General features: G+C 41.4%; 15 protein-coding genes. 7 read left to right on the top strand and 8 right to left on the bottom strand.

The window, feature by feature from the left end:
* Nucleotides 1-41 precede the first annotated feature (41 nt).
* On the top strand, nt 42-965 hold the full coding sequence (locus tag CWB85_RS05950; protein ID WP_138554376.1) for an AEC family transporter: 924 nt from the start codon (nt 42-44) through the stop codon (nt 963-965).
* A 237-nt stretch (nt 966-1,202) separates the two neighbouring features.
* Here CWB85_RS05950 and CWB85_RS05945 read toward each other — a convergent pair whose 3' ends face one another.
* From CWB85_RS05945 to pspA, 8 genes are all read right to left on the bottom strand, one after another.
* Nucleotides 1,203-1,547 carry a 4a-hydroxytetrahydrobiopterin dehydratase gene (locus CWB85_RS05945; protein ID WP_016710256.1) on the bottom strand — a complete coding sequence of 115 codons (345 nt, stop codon included), beginning with the start codon at nt 1,545-1,547 and terminating at the stop codon, nt 1,203-1,205.
* Nucleotides 1,548-1,556: 9 nt separating this feature from the next.
* The gene (phhA, locus tag CWB85_RS05940) at nt 1,557-2,354 is read right to left on the bottom strand and encodes a phenylalanine 4-monooxygenase (RefSeq protein WP_016710255.1); all 798 of its coding nucleotides are present in this window, start codon (nt 2,352-2,354) and stop codon (nt 1,557-1,559) included.
* 212 nt (nt 2,355-2,566) lie between these two features.
* Entirely contained in the window at nt 2,567-3,748 is a 1,182-nt protein-coding gene (gene megL / locus CWB85_RS05935) for a methionine gamma-lyase (protein WP_138554375.1), read from the bottom strand.
* A 128-nt stretch (nt 3,749-3,876) separates the two neighbouring features.
* On the bottom strand, nt 3,877-4,920 hold the full coding sequence (locus CWB85_RS05930) for a TIGR01620 family protein (protein WP_016710253.1): 1,044 nt from the start codon (nt 4,918-4,920) through the stop codon (nt 3,877-3,879).
* On the bottom strand, nt 4,917-6,332 hold the full coding sequence (locus CWB85_RS05925; RefSeq protein WP_493850809.1) for a YcjX family protein: 1,416 nt from the start codon (nt 6,330-6,332) through the stop codon (nt 4,917-4,919). The genes CWB85_RS05930 and CWB85_RS05925 overlap by 4 nt, the downstream gene beginning before the upstream one ends.
* Nucleotides 6,333-6,387: 55 nt before the next feature.
* On the bottom strand, nt 6,388-6,789 hold the full coding sequence (pspC, locus tag CWB85_RS05920; protein WP_138554374.1) for an envelope stress response membrane protein PspC: 402 nt from the start codon (nt 6,787-6,789) through the stop codon (nt 6,388-6,390).
* The gene (gene pspB / locus CWB85_RS05915; RefSeq protein ID WP_016710250.1) at nt 6,786-7,019 is read right to left on the bottom strand and encodes an envelope stress response membrane protein PspB; all 234 of its coding nucleotides are present in this window, start codon (nt 7,017-7,019) and stop codon (nt 6,786-6,788) included. The genes pspC and pspB overlap by 4 nt, the downstream gene beginning before the upstream one ends.
* 70 nt (nt 7,020-7,089) lie before the next feature.
* On the bottom strand, nt 7,090-7,749 hold the full coding sequence (pspA, locus tag CWB85_RS05910; RefSeq protein WP_016710249.1) for a phage shock protein PspA: 660 nt from the start codon (nt 7,747-7,749) through the stop codon (nt 7,090-7,092).
* Nucleotides 7,750-7,936: 187 nt separating this feature from the next.
* Between pspA and pspF the strand changes: the two genes are divergently transcribed.
* The 6 genes from pspF to CWB85_RS05880 are packed head-to-tail and all read left to right on the top strand — an operon-like array spanning nt 7,937 to nt 14,289.
* Nucleotides 7,937-8,995 (top strand): phage shock protein operon transcriptional activator, encoded by a 1,059-nt coding sequence (gene pspF / locus CWB85_RS05905; protein ID WP_016710248.1) that lies wholly within the window; start codon nt 7,937-7,939, stop codon nt 8,993-8,995.
* Nucleotides 8,996-9,013: 18 nt separating this feature from the next.
* Complete coding sequence (locus tag CWB85_RS05900; RefSeq protein ID WP_016710247.1) at nt 9,014-10,621, top strand: ABC transporter substrate-binding protein; 1,608 nt, start codon at nt 9,014-9,016, stop codon at nt 10,619-10,621.
* Entirely contained in the window at nt 10,621-11,655 is a 1,035-nt protein-coding gene (locus CWB85_RS05895; RefSeq protein ID WP_138554373.1) for an ABC transporter permease, read from the top strand. The genes CWB85_RS05900 and CWB85_RS05895 overlap by 1 nt, the downstream gene beginning before the upstream one ends.
* Nucleotides 11,642-12,535 carry an ABC transporter permease subunit gene (locus CWB85_RS05890; protein ID WP_064713890.1) on the top strand — a complete coding sequence of 298 codons (894 nt, stop codon included), beginning with the start codon at nt 11,642-11,644 and terminating at the stop codon, nt 12,533-12,535. The genes CWB85_RS05895 and CWB85_RS05890 overlap by 14 nt, the downstream gene beginning before the upstream one ends.
* The gene (locus CWB85_RS05885) at nt 12,536-13,528 is read left to right on the top strand and encodes a peptide ABC transporter ATP-binding protein (protein WP_016710244.1); all 993 of its coding nucleotides are present in this window, start codon (nt 12,536-12,538) and stop codon (nt 13,526-13,528) included. It abuts the gene before it with no gap.
* A complete protein-coding gene (locus CWB85_RS05880) occupies nt 13,528-14,289 on the top strand; it encodes an ATP-binding cassette domain-containing protein (protein WP_138554372.1) in 762 nt (253 codons plus the stop codon). The genes CWB85_RS05885 and CWB85_RS05880 overlap by 1 nt, the downstream gene beginning before the upstream one ends.
* Nucleotides 14,290-14,880: the final 591 nt, after the last annotated feature.

Below are 14,880 nucleotides of genomic sequence, written 5' to 3'. Positions count from 1 at the left end.
TGTCAGTTTCATATTTACTTTAACTTTAAGGCAAAAAAGCCGTGCATATTTTTTCAATTATCTTTCCGCTGATTTTTATTGTGGCTCTGGGTTACGGCTGTTGTAAGTTAAAGTTTTTTCAGCAACAACATATTGCTGGCCTAAGTAAGTTTACTTTCTATATTAGCTTACCTGCTTTTTTATTGCTGAATATGTCACGTATTGATCTACAACAGAGTATTAGTTTGTCGGCTTTTCTCAGTTTTTACATTCCGGTTCTGTTGGTTTTTGCCAGTGGCATACTCATCGACCGATTCTATCTAGCGAAAGAAAAAAACTACCAAGAGCACAGTGTCTTTGGTTTAGCCTCTAGTTACTCAAATATGGTATTAGTAGGAATACCTATTGTGATCGCGTCTTTGGGCAAAGAGATGATAGCGATTGCATTTATGATCATTACTTTTCATAGCACGCTTTTATTTGCATTGACTTATTTAATAGGCGCCAAGGGAAGCGAACATGCTTTTTCATGGCCAACATTTATTAAAAGTATGGTACTTAATCCAATTGTGTTAAGTATTGGTTGTGGACTTTTATTAAACATCAGCGGCATTCGTTTATTTGATAATTTAGCCAATAGTTTAGACTTATTAGCAACACCAGCTATTGCCTGCGCACTCTTTGTTTTAGGTGCAAACTTGGCGTTTTACAAAATAGCTGCAAATTGGCAACCTGCATTAATTGCCTCATTAATGAAAATTCTTGTACTTCCGGCTGGGGTGTTTTTAATCGGCAGCTATGTATTTGTACTCGACAGAGAAATTTTAAATGTGTTGGTGTTATTAAGTGCCTCCCCAGTGGGAGTTAACGCCTACCTCATAGCGAGTCAAATCGGCAAACATCAAGTTACGCTTGCGGGAGCTGTGGTACTGTCAACCGTATTAAGTGTGATTAGTTTTAGTTTTTGGTTATCGGTTTTACTATAACCGCTTATTATTTCATTACAGGTACTGCCACCTAGAGTGAATAAGGTGACTTTAGGGACTGCAAATCATTATTCTCAGCCGTAATATGGCGTACCACTAACTACCTGTTTGAGCCTATTTACACACCTGACGCAGGGAAAGCACAAAAATAAACCCCGCATAAAATGCAGGGTCTATCATTAAACTAAGGTGCTTATTAAGCGCCTTTACTGTACTTTTGGCAGAACACTATTGTGTTTATAGTGCAGCGAATACTTCATCCGTTTTAGCAGCACAAATAAAATCATTTTTATGCAAGCCTTTAATTGAATGGCTCCACCACGTTACCGTCACTTTTCCCCACTCAGTTAATAGGCCAGGGTGATGGCCTTCATCTTCAGCCATATCGCCCACTTTATTAGTAAACGCGATTGCTTGCTTAAAGTTTTTAAACTTATAAACACGCTCTAATTGCATAATGCCATCGCGTACTTCTGGCACCCAATCTGGGATCATCTTGATTAATTCAGCTAACTCGGCATCTGATACTTTTGGAGCGTCTACGTGACAGGCTTCGCATTTTTGTGCGCTTAATGATGACATCTTAAATCCTTAACTTGCTAATTTTTCTTTAGGAGGAAACTTTGGGTCATGTAACCCTAATTCTTTTGCTTGGGCAACTAACGCCATAATATCTAATTGTGAAATATCAAATAAATCATGGATAGAATTAATGGTGTAGTACAAAGGTTGCATAATATCAATTCGATATGGCGTACGTAATACATCCAATACATTCATTGGGTTTATCTCAGGCTTGTCTGAGTACACATATTGTGTTTCACCTGGGCTTGATAGAATACCGCCCCCATAAATGCGTAGGCCTTCATCAGTTTGCATCAAGCCAAATTCTACTGTAAACCAATACATACGCGCTAAATAAACGCGATCTTTTTTCTCAGCCGCATACCCTAACTGGCCATATTTATGAGTAAACTCAGCAAAATCAGGGTTAGTAAGCATGGCACAGTGACCAAATATTTCATGAAAAATATCCGGCTCTTGCAGATAATCAAACTCTTCTCGGCTACGAATAAAGGTTGCAACTGGAAACTGTTTATTCGCTAGCAAACGAAAAAATTCATCAAAATCAATTAACGCCGGCACAGGCGCAACTTGCCAGCCCGTTGTCGCTAATAATACCTCGTTAAGCTCACTTAACTGTGGAATACGATCATGAGGAAGGTTTATTTTTTCAAGGCCTTCCATGTACTCATTACACGCTTTGCCTGCAATGCATTTTAACTGGCGTGCGACTAATTCTGACCATATTTTATTTTCTTCTTCGCTCCAGTGGATCACCCCATTTTCATCGGGAGTTCTGGAGGTGTATTTACTTGCTTTAGCCATAATAACCTTCTTAGTGTTAAACCGGTGTCGGTGTCAACGTGTTAAAGGGATACTAAGCAAATGTAAGACAAAGTTTAATAGCTGAGCCAATATCAGTAATTGATACCGGCCCCAAATTTGTACACGTTTAATTACAGAGATAAACCAAAAAGTTTACACCCTTTATTTTAAAGGGGCTTACAACTACAAAAGTGTAAACTTAAGATAACAAACTAACGAATACTGGTAAAGGCATGGTTAAGATCGTTAATTATGTCGTTAACATCTTCAAGACCAACAGATAGTCGGATCAAACCATCGCTGATCCCCGCGGCGGCTCTTTCTTCTGGTGAATACGGAGAATGAGTCATCGATGCGGGATGCTGAATAAGTGTTTCTGCATCACCTAAACTCACCGCCAGCGTGCAAAGCTGTGTACTATTAATAAACTGTTCGCCATCTTTGAGGCTGCCCTTTAACTCAAAAGCAATTACGCCACCGGCCGCTTTCATTTGCTTGCCAATAAACTTGAACCCAGGATGAGATGCAAGCCCCGGGTAGTAAACAGTATTCACTTGTGGGTGTTGCTCTAAAAACTCAGCAATAATTTGCGCGCTCTCACAATGGCGCTGCATTCTGATAGCTAATGTTTTTAACCCGCGGTTTATTAGCCAGGCATCATGAGGACTAATAGTTGCGCCAATGTCTTTAAGCACCGTCATTTTAATTAATGTAATGTGCTCTTGCGAACCACATACTAACCCTGCGACCACATCGCCATGGCCGTTTAAATATTTAGTGGCGCTGTGAACAATCAAATCAATGCCGTAATCCATTGGCTTTTGCAGTAACGGGGTAAGAAAGGTGTTATCTATTACGCTAATCAAGTTATGCTGTTTTGCCACTTGTCCTATTAGCGCTAAATCAATCACTGCCATCGTTGGATTAACTGGCGTTTCTGCAAAAATCATTTTTGAATTTGGCTTAATTGCATCGCGTAATTGTTGTTCATCGGTCATATCCACAAAGGTCACTTCAATTCCCCAGCGTGGCAGCATATGAGCGAAGAACGCAAACGTACAACCATATAGAGCACTTGATGCCACTAAGTGATCGCCTTGCGACAGGAAGCTTAATACCGAAGCAGAAACAGCCCCCATTCCCGTTGCTGTCGCTGCAGCAGCTTCACAGCTTTCCAGTTGTGCAACCTTTTGCTCAAGTTCAGTAGTAGTTGGATTACCTAAGCGGGTATAAATATAACCAGGCTCTTCACCAGCAAAACGCGCAGCCCCTTGTGCAGCACTGCTAAAATGAAACGTTGATGTTTGATATAACGGTGCGGTTAACGCTCCATGAGGATCGTTGGCTTTTTCTGGTCCATGAATGCATTGACTGTCGATGTGGAGTGTGTTCATTGTTTGATCTTTTTTGATTATTATTAATATGATAATCAAAGCGTATCAGCTGATAGATCACAAGCATGCCGGATGCTCAGATGGCTATCATCTGTACAGCGCTTTTTAAGCACTGTACAGATATCTTGTCAGTTAACTGGCTCGTCTTGCTCTTGAACCGTCTTTTTACGAGAGACTATTTTACTTGCGATTAACTGTGCGGTGCCTTTGAGTAAACTGCGCTTATGCTCGAGCCGCGGTAATGGACGACTTAACTCCATCGCTTTATAACCGATTCGTGCCGTAAAAATACCAGCACTTAAACCTTGTGCTGCACGCCCAGATAACTTGCCCAACAGCTCTGCACTGAGTGCCGTAGCAGCTAAGTCTGATACTAACTCCGCACTACCAACAAACATAACCTGTTTGATCAGCATTTTATAAAGCTTAATACGGCTTGCATAACCAAAACCAATACCGTAAATACGGCCAATTTGTTCAATTAGTTTAGTACCACGCCACAATACAGCCATCATATCCACCAGCGCCAAAGGGCTAAGTGCTACTAATAAACCTGATTCAGTGGCAAACCGGTTGATCAGCTTTTTAGCTTGAGTATCTTGTTTTACCAGTAAGCTATCAGCGTATAAAGTCATGATCTCTTTATCGCTGTGATGATGATCAATACTGGCTTTAAACTCGTCAAAGCCTGTTAATTGCTGATGCTTGTTTAGCTTTTCAAGCCATGGCAATGCTCCCCCCACTTGTTCACTGTTAAGTAAGCGGTCGGCTTCATGACGATGCAATTGATTGCGCTTTAAACTACGCAGCATTCTATACTCGCGCCATAACAGCTTGCCTAATAACAACACCCCACTCAGCACTGCAATTAAGTACACACTACCTAAGATAATTGACTGCTCAAATGTGAACACCATGGAAAATATAAATTCCAGCAACACCAAAACAATAAAGCTAATGGCAAACACGGCTTTCAGTGTTTGCCATTTTGACTTTTTATAAACTGGCGCTAAATCAATCTCTTCATCCAACAGTTCGTCATTTATTGCTTGATATTCATATTCTCCTTGATCAATCACTTTTGCTGGAGTTAAAGCAAGCTCATTATCTAAAGGCTGCTCACTGGTTTCAATGCGTCTTCCAGCTTGAAAACCGGGTGCGGTCTCACTCATGTTAATTTGTCTCCTAAAAGGTACTGCATGACATGATCCAAACGAATATGTTTTAACTGTTTATCTGGACTTGGCATTGGCGCAAACGATAAAAACTCAAATCCATGGCTTGGCCACTCATCTTTACCTAGGATACGCATGGGGGGCTGTGGCGGTAAATACGTTAGCCATTGTGACTCAGCTAATGGTTTACCATAAATACAATTAAGCGTTTTACCTTGCTCAACTACCTGCTTTGGCATGGTGGCAGCAATCGAGGACATCGCCATAGTTTCAATTTTAACGCCATCAAATTTTAAATGGTTACTTTGTTCATGCACTAACGAATCTAATAACAGCGCTAAGTCTTTATGGTGCGCACTGCTTATGTGATCCGATTTGTTGGCGGCAAATAGCAGTTTATCGATATTGGGTTTGAATAAACGTTTTAAAAAGCCCGTTTCGCCATAATTAAAATGAGCAAGTAATTGTTTGATCACATCACCTTGCTCTTGCAGCGTCTCTGATCCTTCATTAAGCGCGCTGAGTACATCAACCAGCACGATTTGCCGATCAAAATTACGAAAGTGTTGACTATAAAATGGTTTAACCACTTCTTTTACATAAGCATCAAAACGCTTTTTCAAATGCGCTAAATTCGATCCTGCAATGATTTCATCAGTAAACTTTGCAACCGGAAAAAACAATAAAAGTGGGGCGCCTTGTAATTCACCGGGCATCAACATCCGCCCAGGTTGTAACATGGCAAGCTTTGTGTCTTTTTTTAGGCCGATTAATAGCGTTTGATAATGTGCAGCAATCTCGCTCAACGCGTTTTCATCTACAGGAGCATTTAAATCAAGTTCACTCAACGCGGTTAAAAATGCCTGCGCTTTTTCAACCCGAGGAGAGCGTTGTAATAGCGCATATTGCTGCTCACTCCACTGCTGATAGCTTTGCTCTAGCATTGGTAAATCAAGCAACCATTCACCAGGGTAATCAATAATATCTAAATACAAGGTTGATTGCGGAGCAAAGTGGCCACGTAAACCCGAGTCACTGCGATATTTAATAGCCAAGCGCAACGTGTTTATACGCTCAGTTGAAGCAGGCCATTGAGGCTGTCCTTCTAGCGGTAATAACGCACTTAAGGCCTTTGAATAATCAAAAGTCGGTATCGTCAATGCTTGTTGCGGTACAATTTTGGTCGCGATATGACGCTGTTGCTGCATAACATCAAAAAACGGTAGGTTTTTATCTGTTGCTTGGCTGGTCAAATGTTTCACTAAGGCGGTAATAAAAGCGGTTTTTCCACTGCCGCTGAGGCCAGTAACCGCTAATTTTACATGTTGATCTAAGCTACGATGTACGGCTTTTTCAGCCTTTCCTTTGAGCTTATTAAAGGCGTTTTTTGCAGATGAAGTATTTATCATAATGAGCTAGCACTTCAGCTACATAATTACTTAGTCTAAAGTGCTATTAAATCCTTTATAGCTTATTGATTTCACGGCTAACCGTAAACTCTGTTGACGTTACATAGCGTTCAATTTCTTGTAAGCGCGTATCAACACGTCCCAAACGATCTTTTAAATCTTGTAAAGCACGACGTGGTGGCTCACCTTTTTGCCATACTTTAAATTTTACTTCAAGCGGATCTTCATGTAACGACGTATCAGTTTTACCATGTGCATTACGGGGTTTTTTATCTAGGATAAACCACGCTGCAATATAAATAACAAACACGAACGAGCCACCTGTTAGTATGAATGCTGAAACAGTAATTATACGTACTAGCCACAATTCCATATTGAAATAATCACTGAGTCCTGCGCATACACCTGCTATCTTGCCGCGTACTGGGTCTCTTAACAATTCTCGTTTAGTACTCATATTTTACGCCTCCACTGTGGGGCCTCTTGATCAAGTAAAGCTTCTAGTGTTTCTATTCGATCAGCCATTTTCTCAGCTTTTTGCGCAAGCTCAACTAATTGGCGATGTTCGTGCTCGCTCAAACCTTGACTTACTTGCTTTTTGCTTCGGTAATGTAAAATTAACCAAAGGGGTGCGACCACAACCATAAAAATGATAATTGGCGCAACAAACACTTCTGCATTAAACATAACCCTCTCCTACACAATCCGTTTATTTAAGCATAGGGGGAGATGCTCCCCCTTTTATTAATTATTGGCTTTATTTATCAGCAAGCTTCTTTTTAAGCGCTGCAAGTTCGTCATCAATTTTTTCATTTTGCTGTAATTCAGCAATTTCATCCGCTAATGACTTTTTGCCTAAATCGTACGATTCTACTTGTGATTCTAGTCCATCAATCTTGGTTTCGTAACGTTCAAAGCGATTTAGTGCATCTTCTACTTTAGAGCTGTCGAGTGCTTTTTTCACCTCAAGGCGCGACTCTGCCGAGCGCTGACGTAAAATAATTGCTTTTTGACGTGCTTTTGCGTCTGCGAGCTTATCTTGTAACGTGCTCACCTCTTGCTGTAACTTGTCAATGTGTGATTCAACATGATTTAGCTCTTCTTCAACAGCAGTCACCGCTTGCGCTGACTTTTGCTTTTCAAGTAGTGCGGCGCGGGCTAAATCATCACGATCTTTACTCAAGGCAAGCTCAGCTTTATCTTGCCACTGGGCAACTTGCTCTTTCAGTGTATCAACACGACGTACTAGTTCTTTTTTCTCTGCTAATGTTTTTGCAGAGGTTGAACGTACTTCAACTAACGTGTCTTCCATCTCTTGGATGATCAGACGTACCATTTTTTCAGGATCTTCAGCTTTATCTAAAATGGCATTGATATTAGAATTAACAATATCTGCAAAACGCGAAAAAATTCCCATAACATTTACCTCTGTAGTGTTTAACTTAATTGGTCTGCAGTTACTATTACAATATGCTTGCCAACTTTATAAAACATAAAATACAGTAATAATTTCATAATGTTAAACTAAAAATACAAATTCCTTTAGTTCTTCTTGATTATGAAATACACTAACTGTTAGTAAAAATGACTAAGAGTTAGGGAATATGAGCCAATTTCGCCAACAAGATAATTTACTCGGCCAATCAGACAGCTTTTTAGCTGTCCTTGATCAAGTTTCACAACTGGCAAGTTTAGATAAACCTGTGCTGATTATTGGTGAACGTGGTACGGGTAAAGAGCTAATAGCAGCGCGGTTACACTTTTTATCAAAGCGCTGGGAGCAAAACTACATTAAGCTCAACTGTGCGGCACTGAACGAAAACCTGCTTGAAAGTGAATTATTTGGTCATGAAAGCGGCGCATTTACGGGAGCAAGTAAACGCCACGAAGGACGATTTGAACGCGCCAACAGCGGCACTCTATTCTTAGATGAATTAGCCAATACGTCCGCCATGGTGCAGGAAAAACTATTAAGAGTAATTGAATACGGCGAATTCGAACGTGTAGGCGGTAAGCAAACCGTCAAGGTCGATACCCGCCTAGTGTGTGCAACCAATGAAGATCTCCCTTATTTAGCCGAGCAAGGCGAATTTAGAAGCGACTTACTCGATAGACTCGCGTTTGATGTTATTACATTGCCTCCCTTGCGAGAACGTCAAGAAGACATCATGCTACTGGCCGAGCAATTTGCCATGAATATGGCCCGAGATTTAGACTGGCAACTATTCAGTGGCTTTACCCGCAGTGCCATGGAAATATTACAAGGCTATGACTGGCCAGGAAATATTCGTGAATTAAAAAATGTTGTTGAACGGAGTTTATACCGCCATGGTAATGAACATATTCCCGTTCACCAGATTATTTTAGACCCATTTGAAAGTCGCTTTAGACCAAAGCAACGGATCAAAAAGCCGATCACAAAAACAGCAGAGGCGCCCCCTATTCCTGCTGCCACTGAAGAACCGATTGTTGCAACAACGCGTACACAATTTCAGTTTCCTTGTAGTTTAAAAGCGCTCTCCAATGAGTTTGAAATTGATTTAATAAAAAAAGCGTTGGAATTTAGTCAATTTAATCAAAAGAAAACTGCAGAAGTACTTGGTTTGACGTATCATCAACTACGAGGCTATTTGAAAAAATACAACTTGTTAGATCAACAATAATAGTCAGAGGCTAAACGGGTGTATAAATTATTACTTGGAATCTTATCGCTATCCCTAACGGGATGCTTAGATACCAAAGAAAAGACGTTAGAAGAAAAGAACCAGGGCTTAGTTTATTGCGCTGAGGCTAATCCTGTGTCGTTTAACCCGCAAGTAACGACTACGGGTTCAACTATCGATATTATTGCCAATCAATTATATGACCGTTTGATCAGTATCGATCCGGTTACCGCAGAGTTTAAAAGCGAACTCGCCACTGATTGGAAAATAAGTAAAGACGGTAAATCAGTCACTTTTACACTCCGTAAAGGGGTTAAGTTTCATACCACGGCTTACTTTACACCAAGCAGAGAGTTTAACGCCGATGATGTGATTTTCACTTTTAGCCGTTTATTCGACGTGTATAACCCTTATCATTTTGTTGGTAATGCTGACTACCCCTATTTTCAAAGTGTTGGAATCGATCAGCTGATCCGCCAAATAGTCAGAGTGTCTGACTACCAAGTGCGCTTTGAACTATTTAATGCTGAAAGTAGCTTTTTAGCTAATATGGCGACTGATTTCGCCGTCGTGTTATCTCGCGAATACGCCATGCAATTAAAGCAGCGCGAGCAACTGAATTTATTTGATCAATACCCTGTTGGTACAGGTCCTTATATCTATAAAGAATATCGACGCGATCACTTAGTGCGCTATTATCGTAATCCTGATTATTGGAAGCACCACGTTGTACTTGAACAATTGGTCTACGACATAACGCCAAATGGTACTACACGCATTGCAAAAATGCTGACCAAAGAGTGTGATATCACGGCACATCCAAGCAGCGCACAGCTGAGTATTTTAGCGCAACGTGACGATATCAACGTACAAAAAGAAACCAATTTAAACATAGGTTATTGGGCGTTTAATACCCAGCGACCGCCATTTGATGACTTGCGCGTGCGCCAAGCACTGGCTCATGCTATTGATGTTGAAAAAATCATGCAGGCTGTTTATTACGGCAATGGTATTCGAGCACAATCATTATTACCACCAACATCGTGGGCATATCAGGCACAACCTAAATTACCCACCTTTAATCCGGATCTAGCTAAAAAACTATTAATTGATGCAGGGCTGCCAAATGGTTTTGATATGACTATTTGGGCGATGCCTGTAAGCCGTATATATAATCCTAACGCGCGTAAAATGGCTGAGCTAATGCAAAGCGATTTACGAAAAATCGGTGTCAACGTCAGCATTGTTGAATATGAATGGAATACCTTTATTCAACGAATTGGTGAACATCGCCACGATAGCGTTTTATTAGGTTGGGCCGCAGATACCCCCGATCCAGATAACTTTTTTAGTCCGCTGCTTAGTTGTACCGCAGCATTTAGTGGTAAAAACTCTGCAAATTGGTGTAACCCTGAGTTTGATTTATTACTCACTCAGGCACTCGACACCACGGATCTAACCAAACGTAAAGAATATTACCAACAAATACAAGCCATGCTGATAAATGAACTGCCGCTACTGCCATTGGCTCATGGTATGCGTTTTCAAGCCAGTAGCGCTGACGTAGAGGGTATTCCTCTTGGTCCATTTGGGGCAATTTCCTTAGCTAATGCGAGGAAAAAATAATGGTATTACATTATATTTTGCGCCGCTTAGGCTTACTGTTTTTCATGATGTTTACTTTAAGTGTATTTACATTTTCGCTGAGTTATTTGTTTCCCGGTGATCCACTTAGTAATTTAAGTGGCATTAGTAATACCAGCTTTTCACAAACCAGTGAGTTACAAGAAAAATACCATTTTGAAGATAATTATTTAATTCAATATTTTGCGTTTCTGGCCCGTATTGTACAAGGCGATTGGGGCCTATCTTTTGCCTCAGGAGATAGCGTATTCAGCCATATTATTGACCTCTTTCCGGCAACTCTGGAACTCAGTCTTTATGCATTGATTATCTCAGTAGTGGTTGGTGTGCCAGCGGGGATATTTGCAGCGGCATATCACCACCGATGGCCTGATAAACTGGTTAACTCTACCACCTTGGTGGGTTACTCTATGCCGGTGTTTTGGTTGGCATTGCTATTGATTATGGTGTTTTCATTGCAGCTAGGTTGGTTCCCAATGTCTGGGCGGATGGGTTTACTATACGAGATCCCCTACCAAACAGGCTTTATTTTACTGGATATTATCCTCGCTGACTTCCCGTATGCTGGTATGGCAATGCTTGATGCCTTACATCACTTAACATTACCCACCATAGTGCTGGCAATGTATCCAACTACCGTATTAGTGCGTTTTACTCGCGAGTCGATGTTACATGTACTTGATCAAAGTTATATTAAAACTGCTCGAGCCAAGGGCTTAAACCGCGCCCAATTAATTATCCATCACGCGTTACGTAATGCGCTATTACCCGTTATCAAACAAATTGGTTTGCAGTTTAGCACCTTGATCACACTTGCTATGATCACCGAGGTCATTTTCTCATGGCCTGGCATTGGTCGTTGGTTAATTGATAGTATATACCAACGGGATTACCCAGCCATTCAAGGTGGTTTATTAGCGGTATCGATGTTTGTAATTCTGGCAACCATTATTGCAGAATTAACTTATACCTTGTTCGACCCGCTGTCACGGAATCAAGCGCATGGCAAAGTTTAATTTATTTTCAGAAGAATCAAATAAATCGCCACTGGCGCGGTTTTGGCGAAAGTTTAAATCCAATCACCCCGCCGTTGTTGGGCTTTGGATTTTTATTGCCTTTGCCATTTTAGCTGCCGCCGCACCACTGATTGCCCCTTATGGAGTAAACCAACAGCACAGTGATGCCTTGCTGATCCCTCCATCATGGCATGAAATGGGCGATGTACGCTTTATTTTGGGTACAGATGACTTAGGCCGAGATGTACTCTCGCGATTAATGAACGGCGCAACCTATACTTTTGGGTTATCCGTTATCGCAGCACTTATAACCACAGTGATTGGTGTACTCGTGGGTACTTTTGCAGGTATTAGCCGTGGATTACGCTCAAGTTTTTTAAACCACTTACTTGATATCACCTTATCAATCCCCTCCTTACTATTAGCTATTATTATTATTGCAATACTAGGTCCTGGATTGATGAATACCGTTTGGGCGATTATTTTAGCCTTATTACCACAATTTATTCATTCGGTACGAAACCTGATTGTCACAGAGCTTGGAAAAGACTACATCACCGCATTTAAACTCGATGGCGCCTCTAATTGGCATATCCTCTCACGGGGAATTTTCCCTAATATTTATGAGCATATCGTGGTTATTTTTACTATGGCGCTTTCGACCGCTATTCTTGATATTTCAGCATTGGGCTTTTTAAAATTAGGCGCACAACCTCCCACCACCGAATGGGGCGCAATTTTAGCTGAAAACCTTGGTTTAATTTATTTGGCGCCTTGGACTGTAGGCTTGCCCGGGGTATTACTCTTTTTAGCCGTGCTGTCGACCAACTTAGTTGGCGACGGGCTACGCCAAGTGCTTAAAGCACGTAAGGCTGACTAAATGCAATTACTTGATATACGAAACTTAACCATAGAGCTACGTACTTCAGATACAGTGATCCGAGCCGTAGATAGAGTGAGCCTGAGCCTCAAAGAAGGCGAAGTCCATGCATTGGTTGGTGAATCAGGATCTGGTAAAAGCTTGATCGCCAAAGCCATTGTTGGCGTTTTAAATAAGCGCTGGCATATCACCGCCGACCGGATGCACTGGCGCGGTGTTGACTTAATGCGTTTATCAAACGAGCAGCGCCGTAAAATTGTTGGCAGCGATATCGCCATGATTTATCAAGATCCCAGTCGCTGCCTTGATCCAACCGCCAAAATATTTGAGCAAATTGCTGAAACGCTTCCTGAAATAGCAAGCTCTGGCTTTTTCTTAAAGCGCAACCGCGAGCGCAAAGAGCGTGTCAAAGCATTGATCCATAAAGTGGGCATTAAAGATCACGAGAAAGTACTATCAAGCTACCCTCATGAGCTCTCAGAAGGCGTGTGTCAAAAAGTAATGATTGCAATGGCCATTGCTCGTACCCCTAAGTTACTGATTGCCGATGAGCCAACTACCGCCCTTGAAAGCACCACTCGTGCACAAGTCTTTAGGTTATTAAAAAGCTTAAATCAGCTGAAAAATATGTCTATTTTAATGATCTCTCATGAACTTGAAGAAATCGTCAACTGGTCTCATGGCATTCACGTACTTTACTGCGGACAAATGGTTGAAGCTGGCCCAACCCAACGTATTTTTACTTTGCCACGTCATCCGTATACACAAGCGTTATTAAAAAGCTTGCCAGATTACGAGCAAGGGCTTGCTCATAAAGAGCCTTTTTATGCGCTCAAAGGGACAATTCCCACTTTGCAACATTTACCAATCGGTTGCCGACTAGGCCCTCGTTGTCCACAAGCCCAGAAAGCTTGTGTTGTTACACCGCCTTTAACTAAGCAGCATGGCCACAGCTATGCGTGTCATTTTCCTTTAATTAAGGCAATGAAATAATGCAACCTCTGTTAAAAGTGCAAGCCTTATCGAAAAGCTTTAACCTTAGAGCTGGCTTATTTTCACGAAAACGATTCGAAGTATTAAAAAACATTTCATTTTGCCTAGAGCAAGGTGAAACACTCGCTATTATCGGCGAAACAGGTTCAGGAAAAAGCACCCTTGCAAAATTGCTTGCTGGAGCTGATAGCGCAGATGCAGGGCAAATTTTACTCAGTGGCAATATCATTGAAGACAAAGGCATTCGCGACCAACAATGTCGCCATATTCGGATGATTTTCCAAGACTCAGAAGCTTCATTAAACCCGGGCCTCACCATAGGCGAAATGCTCAACGACTGCCTGCAATATAATACTCACTTAGATAAACAAAGTCGTGCTGAAAAAATCACCGCCACCTTATCTAAAGTAGGCTTGTTAAACGACCACCAACATTATTACCCACACATGTTCAGTGGTGGTCAACTACAACGAGTCGCCCTCGCCCGCGCATTAATTTTAGATCCCAAAGTGGTGGTACTCGATGAAGCGTTATCATCTTTAGATCCATCCGTACGCGCGCAAACCGTTAACCTGTTACTCAAGCTTCAACAAGACACTGGCCTAAGCTATATTTTGATCACCCACCATTTAAGTCTCGTACGCCATATTAGCGACCAACTCGTGGTATTGGATCACGGTGAAATCGTTGAATACGGTAAAACTAGAGATGTATTTCAAAATCCAAAATCAAAAGTCACTCAGAAATTGTTGAGCTGTTGAAGAAGTTATAGCTGTAAGCCGTAAGCTGTCAGCTATCAGCTATCAGCTATCAGTTTTAGAGCAGCCCGGCGTTAAATTTTACCGTTGGGTGTATGTTGAAGGAAAAGATTCGAGGTGAAAGGTTCTAGGAAAAGCCAGAGCAGCCCAGCGTTGAATTTATCACCGTAGGTTGAGTAGAGAGCAACGAAACCCAACATTTAGTGTGTGAGCTGGTAGACGGTTTAGAGCGATAAGCGGTCATTGAAAAGTTAAATTTATTCCTGCTTATTTGAGTAGAAGCTTAATTTTGTCCGATAACATTATTAAACGCCGTTTTGGGGAAAAATAACACGCTTAGTTCCCCGCGGTTTTAATTACTTGTTTACAAAGGTAATTATTGGTGAAATTATCAGGGTATGTAATATACGCCGTTTTGGTGTGTTATAAACCACCAAAATAGTGTTCAATAAAATGTTGAACAAAGCCGCTACGCGGAGCTAGCAACCTCTAGCATAATTGCCACACTTGTCATTGGGACTTCCCCCTATTCACCGGAGAAAACCAATGACCCCATTAAGACAACGCGTCATAGACGAGCTCCGTTTAAGAGGC

Source organism: Pseudoalteromonas sp. S1727, assembly GCF_005886375.1.
GTDB classification, from domain to species: Bacteria; Pseudomonadota; Gammaproteobacteria; order Enterobacterales; family Alteromonadaceae; genus Pseudoalteromonas; species Pseudoalteromonas haloplanktis.
The sequence above is the reverse complement of the archived record's forward strand: the minus strand, read 5'-3'. Positions and strand labels throughout refer to the sequence as shown.